22 protein-coding genes, 1 tRNA gene and 1 pseudogene are annotated in these 20441 nt (G+C 61.6%); 11 read left to right on the top strand and 13 right to left on the bottom strand.

Going from position 1 to position 20441, the window contains the following annotated elements; genetic code table 11:
• Positions 1-40: 40 nt before the first annotated feature.
• The 5 genes from secDF (at position 41) to ACWGS9_RS11890 (ending at position 5532) form a co-directional block, all read left to right on the top strand.
• Positions 41-2590: a protein translocase subunit SecDF gene (secDF, locus tag ACWGS9_RS11910; protein ID WP_454505432.1), complete on the top strand. Its 2550-nt coding sequence runs from the start codon at positions 41-43 to the stop codon at positions 2588-2590.
• Between the two features lie 228 nt (positions 2591-2818).
• Positions 2819-3208, top strand: coding sequence for an Mth938-like domain-containing protein (locus ACWGS9_RS11905; RefSeq protein WP_454505431.1), 390 nt, complete (start codon positions 2819-2821; stop codon positions 3206-3208).
• Positions 3209-4075 carry a phytoene/squalene synthase family protein gene (locus ACWGS9_RS11900; protein ID WP_454505430.1) on the top strand — a complete coding sequence of 289 codons (867 nt, stop codon included), beginning with the start codon at positions 3209-3211 and terminating at the stop codon, positions 4073-4075.
• Between the two features lie 81 nt (positions 4076-4156).
• Positions 4157-4582, top strand: coding sequence for a hypothetical protein (locus ACWGS9_RS11895; protein WP_454505429.1), 426 nt, complete (start codon positions 4157-4159; stop codon positions 4580-4582).
• Entirely contained in the window at positions 4582-5532 is a 951-nt protein-coding gene (locus ACWGS9_RS11890; protein WP_454505428.1) for a sterol desaturase family protein, read from the top strand. Before ACWGS9_RS11895 ends, ACWGS9_RS11890 begins: the two co-directional genes overlap by 1 nt.
• A gap of 5 nt (positions 5533-5537) precedes the next feature.
• Here ACWGS9_RS11890 and ACWGS9_RS11885 read toward each other — a convergent pair.
• The 5 genes and pseudogenes from ACWGS9_RS11885 to ACWGS9_RS11865 all read right to left on the bottom strand — a co-directional run bounded on the left by ACWGS9_RS11885 (position 5538) and on the right by ACWGS9_RS11865 (position 8424).
• Positions 5538-5860 (bottom strand): annotated as a pseudogene (locus ACWGS9_RS11885) (type II toxin-antitoxin system RelE/ParE family toxin).
• Positions 5811-6137, bottom strand: a complete 327-nt coding sequence (locus ACWGS9_RS11880) for a type II toxin-antitoxin system ParD family antitoxin (RefSeq protein ID WP_454505427.1) — start codon at positions 6135-6137, stop codon at positions 5811-5813. The pseudogene ACWGS9_RS11885 and the gene ACWGS9_RS11880 overlap by 50 nt, the downstream one beginning before the upstream one ends.
• Before the next feature lie 73 nt (positions 6138-6210).
• The gene (gene trmFO / locus ACWGS9_RS11875) at positions 6211-7620 is read right to left on the bottom strand and encodes a methylenetetrahydrofolate--tRNA-(uracil(54)-C(5))-methyltransferase (FADH(2)-oxidizing) TrmFO (protein ID WP_454505426.1); all 1410 of its coding nucleotides are present in this window, start codon (positions 7618-7620) and stop codon (positions 6211-6213) included.
• 472 nt (positions 7621-8092) lie between these two features.
• Positions 8093-8233, bottom strand: a complete 141-nt coding sequence (locus ACWGS9_RS11870) for a DUF1127 domain-containing protein (protein ID WP_084508100.1) — start codon at positions 8231-8233, stop codon at positions 8093-8095.
• A gap of 50 nt (positions 8234-8283) precedes the next feature.
• Positions 8284-8424 carry a DUF1127 domain-containing protein gene (locus ACWGS9_RS11865; RefSeq protein ID WP_095765031.1) on the bottom strand — a complete coding sequence of 47 codons (141 nt, stop codon included), beginning with the start codon at positions 8422-8424 and terminating at the stop codon, positions 8284-8286.
• A gap of 234 nt (positions 8425-8658) precedes the next feature.
• On the opposite strand from ACWGS9_RS11865, the gene ACWGS9_RS11860 reads away from it, so the two are divergent.
• Both ACWGS9_RS11860 and ACWGS9_RS11855 read left to right on the top strand, forming a co-directional pair.
• Positions 8659-9777, top strand: a complete 1119-nt coding sequence (locus ACWGS9_RS11860; protein WP_454505425.1) for a DUF2157 domain-containing protein — start codon at positions 8659-8661, stop codon at positions 9775-9777.
• On the top strand, positions 9774-10355 hold the full coding sequence (locus tag ACWGS9_RS11855; RefSeq protein ID WP_454505424.1) for a GDYXXLXY domain-containing protein: 582 nt from the start codon (positions 9774-9776) through the stop codon (positions 10353-10355). The genes ACWGS9_RS11860 and ACWGS9_RS11855 overlap by 4 nt, the downstream gene beginning before the upstream one ends.
• A gap of 53 nt (positions 10356-10408) precedes the next feature.
• Here ACWGS9_RS11855 and ACWGS9_RS11850 read toward each other — a convergent pair whose 3' ends face one another.
• Positions 10409-11341 (bottom strand): COG3904 family protein, encoded by a 933-nt coding sequence (locus ACWGS9_RS11850; protein WP_454505423.1) that lies wholly within the window; start codon positions 11339-11341, stop codon positions 10409-10411.
• A 331-nt stretch (positions 11342-11672) separates the two neighbouring features.
• Positions 11673-11757 (bottom strand) — tRNA-Leu (locus tag ACWGS9_RS11845).
• A gap of 343 nt (positions 11758-12100) precedes the next feature.
• Here ACWGS9_RS11845 and tig point away from each other — a divergent pair.
• The 3 genes from tig to ACWGS9_RS11830 all read left to right on the top strand — a co-directional run bounded on the left by tig (position 12101) and on the right by ACWGS9_RS11830 (position 14977).
• Positions 12101-13585: a trigger factor gene (gene tig / locus ACWGS9_RS11840; RefSeq protein ID WP_454505422.1), complete on the top strand. Its 1485-nt coding sequence runs from the start codon at positions 12101-12103 to the stop codon at positions 13583-13585.
• A 162-nt stretch (positions 13586-13747) separates the two neighbouring features.
• A complete protein-coding gene (locus ACWGS9_RS11835; RefSeq protein WP_454505421.1) occupies positions 13748-14329 on the top strand; it encodes a hypothetical protein in 582 nt (193 codons plus the stop codon).
• Positions 14330-14596: 267 nt separating this feature from the next.
• Positions 14597-14977 (top strand): c-type cytochrome, encoded by a 381-nt coding sequence (locus ACWGS9_RS11830; protein ID WP_454505420.1) that lies wholly within the window; start codon positions 14597-14599, stop codon positions 14975-14977.
• A 91-nt stretch (positions 14978-15068) separates the two neighbouring features.
• Here the strand turns inward: ACWGS9_RS11830 and ACWGS9_RS11825 are convergent, their stop codons facing one another.
• The gene (locus tag ACWGS9_RS11825; RefSeq protein WP_454505419.1) at positions 15069-15368 is read right to left on the bottom strand and encodes a hypothetical protein; all 300 of its coding nucleotides are present in this window, start codon (positions 15366-15368) and stop codon (positions 15069-15071) included.
• On the opposite strand from ACWGS9_RS11825, the gene ACWGS9_RS11820 reads away from it, so the two are divergent.
• Positions 15367-16185 (top strand): DUF2189 domain-containing protein, encoded by an 819-nt coding sequence (locus ACWGS9_RS11820; RefSeq protein ID WP_454505418.1) that lies wholly within the window; start codon positions 15367-15369, stop codon positions 16183-16185. The genes ACWGS9_RS11825 and ACWGS9_RS11820 overlap by 2 nt on opposite strands.
• A gap of 44 nt (positions 16186-16229) precedes the next feature.
• Here ACWGS9_RS11820 and ACWGS9_RS11815 read toward each other — a convergent pair whose 3' ends face one another.
• The 5 genes from ACWGS9_RS11815 to ctaD form a co-directional block, all read right to left on the bottom strand.
• Complete coding sequence (locus ACWGS9_RS11815; RefSeq protein ID WP_320214651.1) at positions 16230-16703, bottom strand: aminoacyl-tRNA deacylase; 474 nt, start codon at positions 16701-16703, stop codon at positions 16230-16232.
• 100 nt (positions 16704-16803) lie between these two features.
• On the bottom strand, positions 16804-17205 hold the full coding sequence (locus ACWGS9_RS11810) for a cytochrome C oxidase subunit IV family protein (protein WP_454505417.1): 402 nt from the start codon (positions 17203-17205) through the stop codon (positions 16804-16806).
• A gap of 26 nt (positions 17206-17231) precedes the next feature.
• Entirely contained in the window at positions 17232-17951 is a 720-nt protein-coding gene (locus ACWGS9_RS11805) for a heme-copper oxidase subunit III family protein (RefSeq protein WP_454505416.1), read from the bottom strand.
• Positions 17952-17961: 10 nt separating this feature from the next.
• Entirely contained in the window at positions 17962-18666 is a 705-nt protein-coding gene (locus tag ACWGS9_RS11800) for a cytochrome c oxidase subunit 3 (protein WP_454505415.1), read from the bottom strand.
• A complete protein-coding gene (gene ctaD, locus ACWGS9_RS11795; RefSeq protein ID WP_454505414.1) occupies positions 18663-20432 on the bottom strand; it encodes a cytochrome c oxidase subunit I in 1770 nt (589 codons plus the stop codon). The genes ACWGS9_RS11800 and ctaD overlap by 4 nt, the downstream gene beginning before the upstream one ends.
• Positions 20433-20441 lie beyond the last annotated feature (9 nt).

Here is a 20441-nt window from a genome sequence, read left to right as displayed (position 1 = left end):
CGGAACGCTGCCGCTTGTACGCCTGAACGGATAAGAACGAATGCTCTATTTCTCGCGCCTTAAGATGATCCTGATCTGGCTGGCCGTGGCCATCACAGTGATCCTCGCCGCGCCCAACCTTTTCCCGGCAAGCATGCTGGCGCAGCTGCCGAGCTGGGTGCCGAAGCGGCAGATGACGCTCGGCCTCGACCTTCAGGGCGGCTCGCACATCCTGCTCCAGATGGATCAGAACGACCTCATCAAGGCGCAATTGGAGACGGCGCGTGACGAAATCCGGACGCTGCTGCGCGAGGCCAAGATTCAATATACAGCGCTTGGTGGAACGGGCCGAACCGTGCAGGTTCGCATCACGGATCCGACCCAGATCGATGCAGCCAAGACCGCGTTGAAGCCGCTGACGGCTCCCGTCGCTGCCGGCTTGTTCTCAGGTGGCTCCGTCCAGGAAATGGCACTGAATGATTCCGAAGCTGGCCTGCTTAAATTCACGGTTACCGACGCGGGCATAAAATTTCGCACCTCGTCCGCGCTGGCGCAGTCGATCGAAGTCGTGGAACGTCGCGTCAACGAATTAGGCACCACAGAGCCGATCGTGCAGCGGCAGGGAGATGACCGCGTCCTGGTCCAGGTGCCGGGCCTGCAGGACCCGCAAAGGTTGAAGGAGATTATTGGCCAGACCGCCAAGCTAACTTTCCAGATGGTCGACGAGTCGATGCCGGTGCAGGATGCGCTGAAGAATCGTCCGCCAAGCGGATCATCCATTCTCTATTCGCAGGACGATCCGCCGGTTCCTTACCTGATAGAAAACCGCGTTCTCGTTTCAGGCGAAGACCTTGCCAAGGCGTCGGCAACCTATGATTCTCGGAACAACGAACCAGTCGTTTCGTTCACCTTCAACTCGAGAGGAGCGACCCGGTTCGGCCAGGCGACAGCTGCGAATGTCGGTAAGCGCTTCGCTATCATCCTTGACAATCAGGTCATTTCCGCGCCGCAAATTCGCGAACCAATTCTCGGTGGTTCCGGCCAGATTTCCGGCAATTTCACCGCCCAAAGCGCGAATGATCTCGCGGTTCTCCTGCGCGCCGGCGCGCTGCCGGCTAAGCTGACGGTGATCGAAGAGCGCACCGTCGGTCCGGGTCTCGGCCAGGACTCGATCCATGCCGGCAAGGTCGCTGGCGTGATCGGCTCGATCCTCGTGGTCGCCTTCATGTTCGTCGCCTATGGCTTCCTTGGCTTCCTCGCCAACATCGCGCTCGCGGTCCATGTGGCGATGATCGTGGCTGTGCTGTCGCTGCTCGGCGCGACGCTCACCTTACCCGGCATCGCCGGTATCGTGCTCACCATCGGCATGGCGGTGGACTCCAACGTTCTGATCTATGAACGCATCCGCGAGGAGCGACGAAACGGCCGCTCGGTGATCCAGGCGATCGACAGCGGCTTCTCCAAGGCTTTGGCGACCATCGTCGACTCCAACGTCACCTCGCTGATCGCCACCGTGGTGCTGTTCTGGCTCGGCACGGGTCCGGTCAAGGGCTTCGCCATCACCTACGCCATCGGCATTTTGACCACGGTCTTTACCGCCTTCACCTTCACCCGCATGCTGGTGTCGATCTGGCTGCGCCGCGCCCGCCCGAAGGAATTGCCGCGCGCGCCGGTCACGTTCATTCCGCCGGGCACCAAGATCCCGTTCATGGGCATCCGCCGCTGGACGTTCGCCTTGTCCAGCCTGTTGTCGATCCTGTCGGTCGTCGGTTTCCTGACCATCGACATCAATTACGGTATCGACTTCAAGGGCGGCTCGATGATCGAGGTGCAGTCCAAGCAGGGCGACGCCAATCTCGGCGACATCCGCAACAGGCTGTCCGAGCTCAACATCGGCGAGATCCAGGTGCAGCAGTTCGGCGCGCCGAACGACGTCCTGATCCGCGTCGGCACGCAGGACGCCGGCGAGAATGCCGAGCAGACCGTCATCGACAAGGTGCGGGGCGAACTGCAGGACCAGTATGATTTCCGCCGCGTCGAGGTGGTGGGGCCGACGGTTTCCGGCGAACTGGCCAAACAGGGCACGATCGCAATGCTGATCGCGCTGGTCGGCATCCTGCTCTATGTCTGGTTCCGTTTCGAATGGCAGTTCGCGGTCGGCGCCATCATCGCCACCGTGCACGATGTGGTGATGACGATCGGCTTCTTCGTCCTGACAGGGCTGGAGTTCAACCAGTCATCGCTGGCGGCGATCCTGACCATCATCGGCTATTCCCTGAACGACACGATCGTGGTCTATGACCGCGTCCGCGAGGATCTGCGAAAATACAAGAAGATGCCGCTGCCGCAGCTCTTGAACAACGCCATCAACGAGACGCTGTCGAGAACCACGCTGACTTCGGTGACGACGATCCTGGCGCTGTTGGCGCTCGTGCTGTTCGGCGGCGAGGTGATTCGTTCGTTCACGATGGCGATGCTGTTCGGCGTGGTGTTCGGCACCTATTCGTCGATCTTCATCGCCGCGCCGCTGCTGATCCTGTTCCGGTTGCGGCAACAGGCCGGGACCGCCGAGGAGACGAAGCCGGCGAACGGCAAGGCCGTGGCTACCTGACGCCGCTAGATCAGGATGGCGCTTCGTTGAACCGTCATCCTGATCTAATCTTTTGTTGGAGCATGATCTTTTCCGAAAACCGGTTCCCACTTTTCAGGATCATGCTTTAGAGCCGGATGATTTCAGGTCTGTTCGACCTGAAATCTGAATCCGGCTCTAAATCAAAGAGATAGAGCATGATGTCGTCCGAAAGCCGCTCCACACTTTTCGGCATCATGTTCTAGACCCATGGCCAAAGGCATCATCATCCGCGAGGCGCATTTCCCCGGCAAGGCGCCGATCGAGGCCTATGGCAATGGCGGCTTTCGCTTTGCCGACATGTCGCATCGCGGGTCGCTGCTCGTCCTGCCGTCGGGCATCCATGGCTGGGAGCCGGCCGATCCGCTGGCGCTGAAGGCCTCGGACTTCGACAGGCTGTTTGCCGAAGCCGGCAAGGTGGAGATCCTGCTGGTCGGCATGGGCAAGGAACTGCGGCCGCTGCCGGCGGCGCTGCGCTCGGCGCTCAAGGAGGCCGGCATCTCGGCCGACCCGATGTCGACGGGAGCGGCGGTACGAACCTACAATGTGCTCCTGGCCGAAGACCGCGCCGTAGCCGCCGCGCTGATCGCCGTCGATTGAATGGCCGGCACGTCCAACATCGTCAAGAATGGCGACATCGTCATGGATGCGGTGCGCGCCGCCGACCATGACCGGTATCTGTCGGCGCTATACGCGCCGGCCGGTAAGCGCGACGCCCTGCTTGCGCTCTATGCCTTCAACGCCGAAATCGCCGGCGTGCGCGATCGCATCCACGAGCCACTGCCGGGCGAGGTCAGGCTGCAATGGTGGCGCGACGTCATCGCGACCGACGGGGATGCCGAGACAGGTCACCCGACCGCCGACGCCCTGCGCGCAACGATCACCGCCCACCGGTTGCCCAAGGCTGCTTTCGAGAACATGCTCGAGGCGCGGATATTCGATCTCTATGACGACCCGATGCCGTCGCGCACCGACCTCGAGGGCTATTGCGGCGAAACGGCCGCAGCACTTATCCAGCTTGCGGCGATGGTGCTCGATCCGGTCGCGGCGCCAAGCTTTGCCGAACTGGCGGGACGGGCCGGTTGCGCACAGGCCATCACCGGCCTGTTGTTGCTCTTGCCGCTGCATCGTCGGCGCGGACAGTGTTTCGTGCCCGCCGATATCCTCTCGGCGGCCGGCACAACGCCGGACGAGTTCGTCAAAGGAGAGGGCGGGGCTGCCGCCGAGCGCGCGGTTGCAGCGATGATCGCGCTGGCACGGGAGCATCTCAACGCCTTCGAGAAAGGCGCGCCGGCGCTTCCCGTTGCACTGCGGCCGGCCTTCCTCCCGCTGGCGCTGACCCGCACCTATCTCGGCAGGATGGAGAAAGCGGGCAGGTCGCCGCTCAGCACAGTCGCGACGCTCTCCATCCTGTGCCGGCACTGGTTGCTCTTGCGTCATGCGATGAGGGGCTGGGCGCCCCTTTGACGTAAACGTCAATCATGCTAGGGATTCTCTGGCGTGGACTCGCGTCAAAGAAATGCGGGCCGCCGGAGGAGCCGCTTTTCCATGAGCCTGCCAGTCCTGGTCGTTCTTGTCGTGTTCGGCATCGCGTTGTCCGTCGCGGCCGTGCATTTCACCGGCGGCACAACAACCGCGACGCTTGCCACTGCCGATCAGGCGCTCGCACGTTTTGCCGAGGATTTTCCCGATGAAAAGCCAGGCGTTGTGCGGCTGACAGCCGACAACCAGGCCGCGTTTCTCGAACTCGGTCCGCAGCGCTGCGGCATCGTCCAGAGCATCGGCGACTGTTTTCTGACGCGCATCGTCACGCCGCACGACATTCTGGCGTTGGCGAGGGAAGGCGACGTGGTGTCGCTCAAGCTGAATGATTTCACCTGGAAAGGCGGCAGGTTCGTCTTCGCCGACGAGGCCGGCGCGGTGGCGGTGGCGGCGGCGCTGCAAGCCCGCGATCAGATCCGAGAGGCTGCGTGATGAACGAGTACAATTTCCCGCAGGTCACCCAGCTTGCCATTCCGTTCTTCGTCGCGGCGATCCTGATCGAGCTGTGGCTGGTGCGCACCGGCCGCGCCAAGGGATCGTTCGAGACGCGCGACACGCTGGCCAGCCTGATGATGGGAACGGGCAATGTCGTCGCCGGCCTGTTGCTCGGCGTCGTGGCCTATTGGGCGCTGCTGTGGCTGTGGCAGTTCCGCTTCTTCAATCTCGGCCTGTCGATCTGGGTGTTCGCCGCCGCCTTCCTGCTCGATGACCTGCGCTACTATGTCTATCACCGCATTGCGCACCGGGTGCGCTGGGTGTGGGCCGAACATGTCAACCACCATTCCAGCCAGCACTACAACCTCTCGACGGCGCTGAGGCAAAGCTGGACGAGCCTGTTCACCTTCATGTTCGTGCTGCAGGCGCCGCTGGTGCTGCTCGGCTTCCATCCGGCGGTGATCGCCTTCGTTTTCGGCTTCAACCTTGTCTGGCAGTTCTGGATCCACACCGAGACGATCGGCAAGATGTGGGGCTGGTTCGAATTCATCTTCAACACGCCCTCGCACCACCGCGTCCACCACGCCACCAATCCGCGCTATCTCGACGCCAACTACGCCGGAACGCTGATCATCTGGGACCGCATGTTCGGCACCTTCGTCGAGGAACTGAAGGAAGACCGGCCGCGCTACGGCATCGTGAAGAACATCGGCACCTTCAATCCGCTGAAGGTGGCCTTCCACGAATGGATCGGCATGTTCAAGGATGCTCTGGCGCCCGGGCTGACGCCCGGTCAGCGGTTGAATTATCTCATCCAGCCGCCGGGCTGGAGCCATGACGGCTCGCGCGACACGTCGCAGACGCTGAAGGCGGCCTATGTGCGGAGGAATCCGGGAGAGGCGGGCAAGCCGGGATTGCCGGGGGCGGGTGCAGAGCCGGCGGAGTAGCCCCGCTAGGACGCTTTGCTGCCGCCACGCATTAGCGCCTCATAGTCTCGGCCTCCGTAAAAGACGTTGACGATGAATACAGCATCGCCCTCTACAAATACGCGATGACGGCTGAATGCTCGAACGGAACTGTCCTTAGTCCCAGCACGACGTCGTCGCGGGGACGGCCGCCATGAGGGACATCGCCGATGCTGCGGCAGCGTTCCCTGATCCGATCGACGAAGCCGTTAGCGATGCTCTGACTCCTGCTGCTTTCCAAGATGTAGGCAGCAATGGCATCAAGATCGGATATGGCCGCTTCGCTTAGAACGACGGCGAGGCGCTGAATCATCACTATCTCGCGCAAGCTTCGAAATCCGACTCTTTACCCTGTCGATCGCCTCGTCGAGCGGCACGGCCGGCCTTTTGTCCTCAATTGAAGCTTTCACTCGCGCCCGGATCGAAGCCATCCGCTCGGCATGCTCTTCCTCTTCGCGCTGAAAGGCGCGCAGCGCGGCGCGGATGACTTCGCTCGCCGATCCGAAAGAGCCGTCCTCTACCTTCTCGCGGATCATGCGCGCCATTGCTGGTGTGACGGTGATGGATAATTTCTCGGCGGATTCCATCGAATGGCCTCCATGCGTATAACGTAGGACGATATCCTACTTTATACGGGTCGTCCAACGGGAACCGAAAAGCTTATTCCGCGGCTTCCGCCTGCGCCGGGAGCCCCAGCCACTGGCGGCAATCGGCCAGCGCGCGCGAGGTGATGGCGTGCCTTTTGGCGACGGTCTTGTCCTTGCCGCGCAGGCGCTTGCCTTCGGCCTTCGGCGCTTCCGCCGGGGGGAACAGGCCGAAATTGACGTTCATCGGCTGGAAGGAGCGTTTTCCGGGCTCGTCGTCCGAGACGATGTGGCCGCCGGTGATGTGGTTGAGCAGCGCGCCGAAGGCGGTGGTTGAGGGCGGCAGCGACAGCGCCTTGCCGAGCCGTTCGGCGGCGGCGAAGCGGCCGGCGAGCAGACCGATGGCGGCGCTTTCGACATAGCCTTCGCAGCCGGTGATCTGCCCGGCAAAGCGCAGGCCCGGCCGGGATTTGAGCTGCAGCGAGGGATCGAGCAGCGTCGGCGAATTGATGTAGGTGTTGCGGTGCAGGCCGCCGAGGCGGGCGAAATCGGCGTTTTCGAGACCCGGAATGGTGCGGAAGATGCGCACCTGTTCGGCATGCTTCAGTTTGGTCTGGAAACCGACCATGTTGTAGAGCGTGCCCAGCGCATTGTCCTGGCGAAGCTGCACGACCGCATAGGCCTTGACCGTCGGATTGTGCGCATTGGTCAACCCCATCGGCTTCATCGGGCCGTAGCGCAGCGTCTCGACACCGCGCTCGGCCATCACCTCGATCGGCAGGCAGCCGTCGAAATAGGGCGTGCCTTCCCACTGCTTGAACTCGGTTTTTTGGCCGTCGACCAGCGCCTGAACAAAGGCGAAGTACTGGTCCTTGTCCATGGGGCAGTTGATGTAGTCCTTGCCGGTGCCGCCGGGACCGACCTTGTCGTAGCGCGACTGGAACCAGCAAATGCTCATGTCGATCGTGTCGAAATGCACGATCGGCGCGATCGCGTCGAAGAAGGCGAGCGCATCGGCGCCTGTGGCTTCCGCGATCGACTGGGCAAGCGAAGGCGCTGTCAGCGGACCGGTGGCGATGATCGCCTGGTTCCATTCCGCCGGCGGCAGTTCAGGAACTTCCTCGCGCTGGATCGTGATCAGCGGATGCGCCTCGATTTTGGCGGTGACCGCGTCGGAAAAGCCGTCGCGGTCGACGGCCAGTGCGCCGCCGGCCGGAACCTGATTGGCGTCGCCGGCGCTCATGATCAGCGAGCCCGCCAGCCGCATTTCGGCATGGAGCAGGCCGACGGCATTGGCCGCGGCGTCGTCGGAGCGGAAGGAGTTGGAGCAGACGAGCTCGGCCAGACCATCGGTCTTGTGCGCGTCAGTGCCGCGCACGGGGCGCATTTCATGCAGCACCACGGGGACGCCGGCCTCGGCGATCTGCCATGCGGCCTCGGAGCCGGCGAGGCCGCCGCCGATGACGTGTACGGGATTTTTGTTCATGGGCGCCGGAATAGTCGCTTGGCGGCCCGATTGCAATTGCCGGGCGGCAAAGGGCGGGGCGGGAAGCAGGCGCTCGCTATTTGTTTTTGCGCAATTCCGGACGCAAGGCTCGCCGAAGTCGCGGAGCTCAAACGCTGCGCAGTTTTCCTGGAATTGCCCTGAAAAACAACAACACCCGCCGGGGGAGGAGGTCCGGCGGGTGTCGTTTTGGGGGTCGATCCTCGGGAGGAGGTGAAGATCGACCTTATTCGTCGTTGCCGGGGAGGAGGTCGGCTTTGACGAAATTCTTTTCGCCGTTTGAGGACGAAAATTCTTTTCGCCTTTGAGAAGGGGCGAAACCTTCTGGAGAACAACGCCCGCCGGGGGAGGAGGTCCGGCGGGCGCCGTTTCAGTGGTCAACCCTCGGGAGGAGGTGAAGGCTGACCGTATCCGTCAGGGTCGGGGAGGAGGTCGACCCTGGCGAAATTCCTGGTTAGATCGCCTTGCGGGCGACCATCTTGATCTCGTCGCGAACGATGCCGAGATCGTGGAGCTGGCGGTTCGAAAGCCGACCCAGCTCGGTAACGGTGTCGCGGTAAACGCGCCAGTTACGATAGCTGCGGATCAGGTTCATTGTCTTACTCTCTTCAAAACTGGTTCGGACCATTTGCGGTCCGAAGCGGATTAGACCGCCTTGCGAGCGACGTAGTGGATGTCGCTGCGGCTGATGCCGAGGTCGGTCAGTTCACGGTTCGACAGGCGGTTCAGCTCGGAAACGGTGTCCCGGTAGCGGCGCCAGTTGCGGTAGTTGCGGATCAGGTTCATGGTAGTTCTCGTTTCGTCTTTGGTTCGGATCATTCCGTTTGTGTACGAACAGAAAATAGGCGGGGTCATATCGATTTAAAAGTGCCATTGGCGCATGGCAGCAATGCAAATTGTGCAATGCAACATTAACGGCCATTCACGCCTGCGTCACAACGAAGGCCGAATCGGAAAATGCCGCTGCGTCAATGGTTTGGCAGTTCCGGCTAACGAAATGACCGGGCTCGGGGGAAACGCATGGCGAGCTACGCGAAACGGGTGGGAACGGATATCGCCCGCTGGCGGGACGCAGGACTGATCGATCCTGCCACGGCGGAGGCATTGAAGCGCGACGTCGCCGCCAATGAGCGCGCGTCGCTGAGTTTCGGCTCGATCCTGGCGATGATGGCGGCGCTTCTGTTCGGCGCTGCGATCCTGATCTTCGTCGCCGCCAACTGGGACGCCATCCCGCGCCTTGTGCGCGTGGCAGCGCTTTTTGCCGTCATCCTCGCCGGCTATGCCGGCGGCGCGGTGCTGAAGACGCGCGACCATGCTGCGATCGGCGAGGCGCTGTGGATCGTTGCCGCCGCGGCCTTCGGCGGATCGATCGCGCTCATCGGCCAGATGTACCACCTTTCGGGCGACGAGGCCGCGGCGCTGGTCACCTGGTGCGCCGGCACGGCGTTGGCGGCCGTGGCGCTACGCTCGAACCCGCTGACGGTGGCGGCGATCGGCATTGCCGACGCCTGGCTGGTCCTCAAGGGGTTCGGCTTCTACTGGCGTGCGGAAATTCCGCATCTCTTCATCGTCATGGCGATCGTCCTGTTCGCCATTTCGTTCTGGACGCGCAGCCAGGCCGGGCGCCACCTGCTCGTTCTGTCGGTCATTCTCTTTCTGGTTCTGCTGGCGACGGATCACGATACGCTGCCAGTGGCTGTGTCGCTGGCAACCGTCTCGGCGCTGCTCTTTGCCGCTTCGGTCCTTGCGGGCGATCCGATCGACAGGATCCTTCAGCTTGGCGGCCGGCTGCCCTTGCACGCCTTGCTCGGCTTCCTCACCGGCATGGCAATCATCCAGTTCGATCTGGCGGATGAGAGCACTTACAACAGTGGGTTCGCCATTGCCTCGGTCGTAGCACTTGCCGGCATCGTCGCGGCAATCATGCTGGCGGGCCGCGAGAGCAGGGGGCTGCGCTGGCTGGCCTATGCCGGCTTCGCCTTCGAGCTCGCCATCATCTACAGCGTAACCTTGCAGTCGATGCTGGATACGGCCGGCTTTTTCCTGGCGGCGGCGGTGCTGCTCGGCATACTGGCGCTGGTCATCATCCGCATAGAGAAGCGCATGAAGGCGCCTGCCGAGACAGGAGCAGCGGCATGACCGGCAAGAAGCTGATCATCTCGGCGCTGGTGCTGGCGCTTGTCCAGATCGGCTTTCTCAGCTGGATCATTGCCGGCCGCGCCGCGATCCTGCGCAACGGCAAGGAAGTGCTGCTGAAAGTCCAGCCCGTCGATCCGCGCGATCTCCTGCGTGGCGACTATATCTCGCTCAACAACAACATTTCGCAGATCCCGGTGAAGCTGATCGCCAACGTGCCGCAAGGCGCGGTTTCCAGCGACGACAGCTCGATCGTGGTGCGATTGAAGAAGGGCGACGACGGCTACTGGCAGCCGACGGCAGCCTGGTTCGGCAAGGCGCCGGTCCCGGCCAACGCGGACGAAGCGGATATCGCCGGGCACGTCACGGCAGGCTGGGACTTGCGCAGTCCCGACATGACGATCGCGCCGGACTACGGGATCGACCGCTTCTACCTGCCGGAAGGCGAGGGGATGGCGATCCAGAACGACATGCGCGTGCGCCCGTTCGGCATCAAGCTGGCGCTCTCGGCCGGTGGCACGGCGCAGATCAAGGCGCTGATGGATGGCGACAAGACGCTGTTCGAGGAGCCGCTGTATTAAGGTGTATAGGGCCCTGGCGTTGGCGCGACGGTCCGCGTTAACGGTGGTCCCGGTTATCGCTGAACACTGCCTGTCTCTGCGATGATTCTGGGATAGGGACCGATCGAAATCGTATAGCTAAAGTTTGCTACCCCTTTTTCCTGCTTGTGTATCGAGGGGCTGCGCACAATCCAGTCATAGACGCCCGAGACGTTGCAGCGGTCGTTAGCGCAGGTGACCAAAATGCTGTCATTGCGGACGCTATTTCCGCGTTCAGGCCATCGCTGGTAATAGTTCTTCTTGTCCTGAATGATCGAGCTCAGGTTCGTCAACTTGCCATAATAGTCAACCGTGGGAGCGTAGGACGCCTGAGCTTGAGCAAGAGCGAAATCGTCGTTGTCGCCATGATGCTCGATGAGATCCCTGACGAAGGCGACCGCAATGCTTTCCGGCTGTTGCCTGGCGTCGGGGGCAGGAGCAGACACCGGCGCAGGATTTGGCCTCGTTAACACCTGTGAAGTATTTGCGGGCGGTTGGTTCGCTGCGGCATTGGTCACACGCAACTCAGCCATTTCGCTGGCCGATAGATATCTTATGTCATGCTTGCCATAGCTCGAAGCCAATTCTATCAGCTTGGGGTCCACTCCCATCTCGACGACATAGGATATGATTGCAGCCGTTCCGAGCTGGACACGGGCCTTCGCTTCTTCGGTGGACATCCCGTCAGCCGGATTGAGAAACGCCCGGTGAATGCCGATGGAACTTGGTTCGGCAACACGATGGATGCCACCCAGGAAGGCCAGTGAGCAGGCTGAAGCGCACTGCAATTGGCCAATCTGAAGCGTATCCAACCCTGCTGCGCGGATCATACGCCCCAACCGAATAGCACCGCCGACGTTGCCACCAGGGGAGTTGAATACAATCACCTTGGCCCCGCTGCTCACAACCGCGCGGCTAAAGGCGTTCAAGGACTCATTGGCGCCAAACTCACCGGAGACAATGAGCATTGGCCGCTGACCCGGAGGAGAAGCCGGAGTGTACTCCAAAGCCTCAACCTGAGACGTTGCTGCCGCGAGAGCTGACCCAACCCTCAGAACTAGAGAAATTACACGCACAATCTGACAGAGCCCCAACCTGCCTATTGCAAGTAAGAACCTGTTAAAGAGCTATTTCAAGTGCACCGGATGGACAAAGCGGGATTGTCTCCGAGAGCGTGAGAGCCTTGCTTGCGCCGCCAGAAGTTGACGGCTCCGGTCCTCCTTCGCCGAGGCTTCGGAGGACACCTTCGCTCTTGGAGCTTCAGGTGGCTCGCCACCCGAAGCTCGCTAGAGCGAAGGGTGGTGCGGATGAAGGGACTCGAACCCCCACGCCTTTCGGCACTGGAACCTAAATCCAGGGCGTCTACCAATTCCGCCACATCCGCTTTCCCCGGCAATCCCATGTAGCCATCATTCTGTCAATGTCGGCGTCCACGTCATGCTTATTCGGCTAGACGCGAAGATAGTTGAAAATTTGCCTAGCCTGTGACAAAAGGCGTGTCGAATGTGACGGAACGTGAATTTCCGCATTTGCAAGATGTGAAAATTTATAGGAAAAACAAAGACTTCTTCGCATTTGGCAAAGCGTAGTTCAGGAGAGTTTGAACCGCATCAGCGGTCAAATCGCCAGGTTCCGTACCAGAAGCCATTTCCGGCAACATCATACCGGCAGGCTGTAAACGGCTAAGACCGTTTGGCAGTCTCATTGTTGAAAACAAAGGTTCTAGGATGCAGGTCACCGAAACGCTCAACTCCGGTCTCAAGCGCGAGATCAAGATCACCGTGCCGGCCGGTGACATGGAAGCCAAGCTGATGGCGCGGCTGACGGATGCCCGCGACAAGGTGCGGATCAACGGCTTCCGCCCGGGCAAGGTGCCGGTGCAGCACCTGCGCAAGATGTACGGCAAGTCGTTCATGGCCGAGGTCGTCAACGAGATCCTCAACGACTCGACCCGTTCGATCATCTCCGGGCGCGGCGAGAAGGCCGCCATGCAGCCCGAAGTGATCATGACCGAGGACGAGAAAGAGGCCGAGAAGATCCTGGCCGGCGGCTCCGACTTCGAATTCAGCCTCAACTACGAGGTCATCCCGGCGATCGAGATCAAGGACTTTTCCGACATCAAGGTGACGCGTCAGGTCTATGACGTGCCGGAATCGGAAGTGGACGATCAGGTCAAGCGCGTTGCCGAATCGGCGCGCAGCTATGAGCCGAAGACCGGCAAGGCCGCCGAGGGCGACCGCGTGACCATCGACTATCTCGGCAAGATCGGCGGCGAGGCTTTCGCCGGTGGCGCCGGCACCGACCAGCCGCTGGTGCTCGGCTCGAAGGAGTTCATCCCGGGCTTCGAGGATCAGCTGATCGGCACGAATGCCGGCGATGAGAAGCAGGTCACGGTTACGTTCCCGGAAAACTACCAGGCGGCGCATCTGGCCGGCAAGGAAGCCATCTTCGACGTCACCGTCAAGGAAGTGGCGAAGCCCGGCGAGCTCGAAGTCAATGACGAGACGGCCAAGAATCTCGGCCTGGAATCGCTCGAGCGCCTGCGCGAGATCGTACGCGGCCAGATCGAGAACCAGTTCGGCTCGATGACCCGCCAGAAGGTGAAGCGCCAGCTGCTCGACCAGCTCGATTCGGCCTATTCCTTCGAAGCGCCCTCGAAGCTCGTCGAAGCCGAGTTCAACAACATCTGGGCTCAGGTCAACCGCGACCTCGAAGCCGCCGGCCGCACTTTCACCGACGAAGAGACGACGGAAGAAGAGGCGCGCGCCGAATATATGCGCCTTGCCGAGCGTCGCGTGCGCCTCGGCCTGGTTCTGGCCGAGATCGGCGAGAAGGCCGGCGTGACCGTGTCGGACGAGGAACTGCAGCGTGGCCTGTTCGAGCAGGTGCGCCGCTTCCCGGCCAACCAGCAGCAGGAAGCCTTCGAGTTCTATCGCAGCAACCCGGAAGCCATCAACGCGCTGCGGGCGCCGATGTTCGAAGAGAAGGTCGTCGATTATCTGCTTGGCCAGATCTCGGTCAACGACGTCAAGGTCGGCAAGGACGAACTGATGGCTGACGACGAGGAGGCCGAGACCGCGACAAAGGCGAAGCCGGCCAAGAAGGCTGCCGCGAAGAAGGCCGAAGCAAAGGCGGATGAAGCCGCCGACGAGGCGGAAGAGCCGAAGAAGAAGGCCGCGCCGAAGAAAAAGGCGGCCAAGGAAGCCGAGTAACGAGGTTTCAGTGCCCGATTTTGAAAGGCCGCCTCCGGGCGGCCTTTTTCATCGTGGCGGCGCGGCAACGCAGGCAAATTGTCTTGATCAACTACCGCTGGCGATACCACCCATTGAACATTATCTGTTTTTCATCGCATTCGCGGATGTGTGGAGGCACTTGTGAGCCTGGGGTTCTTGATAAGAGGCGTGGTTATTGCCCCGGCGCTCTTGCTGGCAGCGATCGTCGGGGGCGTCCGCGCCGAGCCGGACTCCGCAGCGTTCTTGTTGGCGGCGGCCGAAGGAGGTGACCGGACTGGGCCGGATCTCGGCAACTGGCGCGTAGACACCGGCGGCGGCGGCCAGATCACGGCATCGCTGCATGCCATCAACAAGCTCATCACAGGGGGCGGCGCGCTGGGTTATAGTCCGGTGCTGACACTGGCCTGCCGGCCGGATGGCGATCCGCGCTGGAGCGAGTGGCTGAAAATCAGCGATTCCGTTTCGGCTAGCCGCAAGATCACCATGTCGGTCATCGTCGATGGCGGCAGCAAAACGGATGAAAGCTGGTCGGTCGGTCCGCACGGCAGGACGCTGGTCAGGGATGGAGGGGACGGCATCAAGCGCCTGGCTTCAGCGAGCCGGCTGACGCTGTCATGGCGCTTCGGCCTGCTGGCAGGGCGTGGCGAGGCCGATTTCGAGCTCGCGGGTCTCTCCGAAGCGATCGGCCAGGTAGCGGCAAGCTGCAAAACCGATCCGCCTTGACCCTCGCCGCCTAGAACAGGCTTTCCAGTTCGGCGGTCGTCACGGCGCGCCCGAACACCTTGCCGACGATATCGAGCATCGCATTGTGCGAGGCCTAAGCCTCGGCAAAAGCTGGCTTTTTCTATCCTTTTGGACGATTCTGTGGTATATAGGTGCCGCAATTCCACTGAAGAAACCCGGATCCTCCGCTCTAATGCGTGGCGCACAAGCGGGGCCGGTGTGGTGCCGATCGCTCTGACGCAAAACGACCATCAGGGAGGAAATGCGATGCGTACAATCGCGCTTTTCATCGTCTTGTCCGCTACGACCTTCTTCATAAGCCCATCGCAGGCGCAAGATGCTGCCGCGGGCGAGAAGGTCTTCACCAAGTGCAAGGTCTGCCACATTGCCGACAAGGACCAGAACAAGGTTGGTCCGTCGTTGAACGGCGTCATCGGCCGCACCGCGGGCACGCATCCCGATTTCACCTATTCCGCAGCCATGATCGCGGCTGGAAAATCCGGCGTCAAATGGGACGAGCCGACGCTGACGACCTACCTTCACGCCCCCCAGGCGATGGTCAAGGGGACGAAGATGACATTTCCTGGTCTCAAGGACGATAAGGACATAGCCAACGTCATCGCCTACCTGAAACAGTTCTCCAAGTAAGAGGCGCTGCCAGGCCCCATTTGGTGGTCGCCCGCTTGTTCCGAAAGCAGACTGTAGGCAATCGCGCTGCTGAATATCGCGCTCGGCGCCATCACGCCGGCAGTGCAAAAAATCCCACCAGCAGCAGAATAGCGATGCCAAGGCCGAGTATGAGAAGCGTTCGCGTGTCCATGACGTTCACCTTCGCATTCTGAGAATACCGAAAAAACAGCTCTGGAGCCAGCATGCTGCTGCGGCTGACCATTAGCCGGCGCCGAGCAGAGGGCGACACATCGAGCGCAAAGGAGTATGGTAGCCGTTGGTGCAGGTCGCGGTTTGCGTGGCCAGTCATGCGGAACGGCAGCACCATGAAGCTGCGACCTTGCCGGACTTGGTCTGGAGGGATGGTCATGGCAAATTTTCACGTGATTGCAGGGGCCAGCGAAACGCTGGAGCACACGAAAGTCCGAAGAATCGGTGTGTCCGACCTTTTCGACGCGCTTAGGCGCGGCGTGGACGATTTCATGGTCAAACCGTCCCACATCGTGTTTCTGTGCCTGATCTACCCAGTTGTCGGGGTGGTGCTTGCGGCGTGGACCTCGGGCGCCAATGCGCTGCCGTTGTTGTTTCCGCTCGTCTCCGGCTTTGCATTGATCGGTCCATTCGCGGCGATCGGGCTCTACGAGATCAGCCGCAGACGGGAAGCCGGTCTCGATGCATCCTGGCGCCACGCGTTCGAAGTCAGGAACTCCCCGGCACTGCCGGCCATCGCAGCGGTTGGAATCATGTTGTTTGCGATCTTCATCGCGTGGCTTTTGACCGCCAAGATTTTCTACGAGCAACTCTTTGGCCCCGAGCCACCGGCGTCACTGTCCAGCTTCATCACGGAGATATTCGCCACCGGACATGGCTGGACGTTGATCGTGCTGGGTCACGCCGTAGGGTTCGTATTCGCCGTGGTGGTGTTATGCACGACCGTGGTCGCTTTCCCGCTGCTGCTTGATCGCGACGTGGGCGCCTACGAAGCCATCCATACTTCGGTGCGCGTGGTCCTGACCAATCCGGTTGTAATGGCCGTCTGGGGACTTATCGTCGCCGTAGGGCTGATCATAGGCTCGCTGCCGGTGTTCGCGGGACTGGCGGTGGTGCTGCCGATCCTCGGCCATGCCACCTGGCACGTCTATCGCAAGGTGGTGGGATCGCCGGCAGCCCCCAGACCGGCGAACTGAGCGAACCTGTCGTGAGAGCACCGGCAAGAATGCCGGTGCTGCTCTCACCGGGCCGGGTGGCTGAACCTCGCCTGACGCGCGCCCGTGGTCAGGTTGCGGAAATCCTTGCCGCTGACATGCACAAGCGTCTTATGGTCGCCGCCCTCGAAATAGATATCGGCGGCATCGCGCAGGCTTTCGTCCAGAATGACCGGCACATCATAAGCCGCGCCGATCGGCGGTACAGCGCCGATGTCGCAATCGTCGAAGAGCGATACCACCTCCTCCTCGGACGCGAGCCCGAGGCGCCTGTCCATGACGTCCTGCAGCCTGCCGAGCTCGATCCTGTGGGTGCTTGGGACCACGGCCAGCGCGTAACCGAGCTCGTGGTGGACGACCACGGACTTCGCCATGACGCTGCCGGGCACGTGCGCGGCAATGGCGGCCTGCCTGCTGGTGGCAGTTCGATGATGCGCGACGGTGTCGTACGGAATTCCTTTGCCGTCGATAAAATCTTTCAGTCGGTTTGCTATCGTCATTGTCCGCGTCCTTTGCTTGAGTTCACGACGCATACGTCAAACCAGATAAATCGGCGGCCTGTTCCAAAGCGCCGGGCACCCTGGGGTTCCCGGCCGAGTGTCAGGGGCCAGGGCCGAAAAACGCGATACGGGTCAGCAGCGTGTAGTCGGCCTCGAAGACCATCATCGTCACGAAAACCAGCACCAGTACCGGCGGCAGGATTATCGCGTACATCATCGCCAGCCGCTCCCAGGCCATGTGCATGAAAACGGCGACGATCAGGCCTGCCTTGAGCACCATGAAGATCAGGATCAGCGACCATCTGAGGTAGCCGTGGAGGCCGAAATAGTCGACCAGATAGGAGCAGGTGCTGAGAATGAACAGCCACGCCCAGACCACCAGATAGAGCTTGATCGGGTGTTCTTGATGAGCCTCGGCGACGACCACTGCCGCCGAGGCTTCATGCGCATGGGTAGGGTGCAATGCCTGCTGCCCGAGACCGTTTGCGGTTGCTTCAGCCATATCTTCCTCTCAACAAAGCCTGCCTCTCACCAAAGATAGAAGAAGGCGAAGATGAACACCCAGACCAGGTCGACGAAGTGCCAGTAAAGGCCCATGATCTCGACATTCTCGTAACGGCCCCGGCGGCTGGTGAAGAAGCCGGGCCGCCCTGTGTCGAAGTCGCCTCGCCAGACCTTGCGCGCCACGATGATCAGGAAGATCACGCCAATCGTCACGTGGGTGCCGTGGAAGCCTGTGATCATGAAGAAGCACGAGCCGAACTGCGCCGCGCCCCAGGGGTTGCCCCAGGGCCGCACCCCTTCGGTGATGAGTTTGGTCCATTCGAAGGCCTGCATGCCGACGAAGGTAGCGCCGAGCGCGGCGGTCAAAAGCATCAGGATCGCGGTTTTGCGGCGGTCGCGGCGGTAACCGAAATTGACCGCCATGGCCATGGTTCCGCTGCTCGAGATCAGCACGAAGGTCATGATGGCGATCAGGATAAGCGGGATTTCCGAACCGCCGATGCGCAAGGCGAAGACCTCGCTCGGGTTCGGCCACGGCACGCGCGTGGAGATGCGCGCCGTCATGTAGGAAAGCAGGAAGCAGCCGAAGATGAAGGTGTCGCTGAGCAGGAAGATCCACATCATGGCCTTGCCCCAGGACACGTTCTTGAACGCGCGCTGATCCGAGGCCCAGTCGGCCGCGATCCCGCGCCAACCGTTGGGACGCGCCATCGGGCTGGAATGCGTCAGTGTCGTTTCAGCCATCGCCGGTCTCCTAGGTCAGCAGCCGTTGGCAAATGTCGACGAACGTCGCCGCCCAGCCGGCCAGAACGGCGAAGATGCCGAGCCAGATGAAAAGCAGGAAGTGCCAATACATGGCGCAGAGCTCGACGCTGAGCCGCAGCCGCTCCGGTCGCGTTCCGCTCCAGGCGCCGATGCTTGTCCTGCCAAGGCCTACCAGACCGCCCAGTATGTGCAGGCCGTGCATTCCGGTGATCAGATAGAAGAAGCTGTTGGCCGGGTTGGACGCCAGCAGGTAGCCGTCTTCGGTCAGTTCCCTCCACGCCATCAACTGGCCGGCGAGGAAGGCGAGGGTGGTCAGCCCGGCCGTCGCAAGGCCAAGCCTGACCATGTCCGTCTGGCCTCTGCGCGCGGCGACTACGGCACATTGCAGCGCGACGCTGCTCAGTAGCAGCACGCCGGTGTTCAGCCACAGCAGGCGCGGCAGCGGCAGCGGTTGCCAGTCCGACAGGCCCATGCGCATGAAATAGGCGCTGGTGAACAGCGAGAACAGGCAGCCGACGACGGCGAGGAAGACCCCGAGGCCGATCTTGGCGGTGGGCAGGACCGACCGGTCGAGGCCGACGAAATCCCCGGCCAGGCCTTGCTCCAGCCACGGCTTGGACGTCAGTCGCTGATGCGAAAGCCACCAGCCGGCAAAGCCGGCGATCACAGTCAAGAAGACCAGGATGACGCTCATGCCGGCTCCCTTGAGGGGGCGAAGGAGCCCGGCACGTTCTGCGGGATGAAGTCTTCCTTGGCCCCAGGCACGCTGTAGTCGTAGGCCCAGCGGTAGACGATAGGCAGCTCCTTGCCGAAATTGCCATGCGCTGGCGGCGTCTGAGGCGTCTGCCACTCGAGGGTCGTCGCCCGCCACGGGTTGCCGCCGGCCTCGCGGCCATGGCGGATGCTCCAGATCAGGTTGAACAGGAACACCATCTGGGCGAAGCCGACGGCGAAGGCCATGATGCTGATGAACGAGTTCAGATGGTGGGCCGATTCAGTCATCACATTCATGTCGGTCAGTTCGGCGTAACGCCGCGGAATGCCCATCAGGCCGAGATAGTGCATGGGGAAGAAGATCAGGTAGGCGCCGAGGAAGGTGACCCAGAAATGGAAACGGCCGAGCGTCTCGTTGAGCATTCGACCGGTGACTTTCGGGTACCAATGGTAGATCGCGCCGAAGATCACCAGGATCGGAGCGACGCCCATGACCATGTGGAAATGGGCGACGACGAACATCGTGTCGGACAGCGGCACGTCGACGACGACATTGCCGAGGAACAGCCCGGTCAGGCCGCCATTGACGAAGGTGACGATGAAGGCCAGCGCGAAGAGCATCGGTATGGTGAGGTGGATGTCGCCGCGCCACAGCGTCAGCACCCAGTTATAGACCTTGATCGCGGTCGGGATGGCGATGATCAAGGTGGTGGTGGCGAAGAAGAAGCCGAAATAGGGATGCATGCCGCTGACATACATGTGGTGCGCCCAGACCACGAAGCTCAGGGCGCCGATGGCTATGATGGCCCAGACCATCATGCGGTAGCCGAAGATGTTCTTGCGCGCATGCGTGCTGATCAGGTCGGACACGATGCCAAAGGCCGGCAGGGCCACGATGTAGACCTCTGGGTGGCCGAAGAACCAGAACAGATGCTGGAAAAGGATAGGGCTGCCGCCATTGTGCAGCGACTGCTCGCCCATCTCGACGATTGCCGGCATGAAGAATGAGGTGCCGAGCACACGGTCGAGCAGCATCATCACGCAAGCGACGAACAGCGCCGGGAAGGCAAGCAACGCCATGACGGTGGCGGTGAAGATACCCCAGACGGTGAGCGGCAGGCGCATCAAGGTCATGCCGCGCGTGCGCCCCTGCAGCACGGTCACGACATAATTCAGGCCGCCCATGGTGAAGCCGATGATGAACAGGATCAGCGAAGAGAGCATCAGGATGATGCCCCAGTCCTGGCCGCCTGGCGTTCCCGACATGATGGCCTGCGGCGGATAGAGCGTCCAGCCGGCGCCGGTCGGCCCGCCCGGCGCAAAAAAGCCCGAGACCAAGACCAGAACAGCCAGCAGATAGACCCAGTAGCTCAGCATGTTGACATAGGGAAAGACCATGTCACGGGCGCCGACCATCAGCGGGATGAGGTAGTTGCCGAAACCGCCGAGGAAGAGCGCGGTGAGCAGGTAGATCACCATGATCATGCCGTGCATGGTGATGAACTGGTAATAGGCCTGCGGGGTGATGAAATCGAACGTGCCAGGGAAACCGAGCTGCAACCGCATCAGCCAGGACAGCACCAGCGCCACCAGGCCGATCGCAGTTGCCGTTATCGAATACTGGACCGCTATGACCTTGGCGTCCTGAGAGAAGACATATTTCGTCCACCAGCTGTGCGGATGGTAGAGTTCCATCTCCCCGACTTCGGCGGGCGGGACAGCATCTGCGGGTGTGACGTCGACCATGGGAGCGCC

The sequence above is a fragment of the Mesorhizobium sp. Arg314 genome (assembly GCF_053714275.1).
The sequence above is the reverse complement of the archived record's forward strand: the minus strand, read 5'-3'. Positions and strand labels throughout refer to the sequence as shown.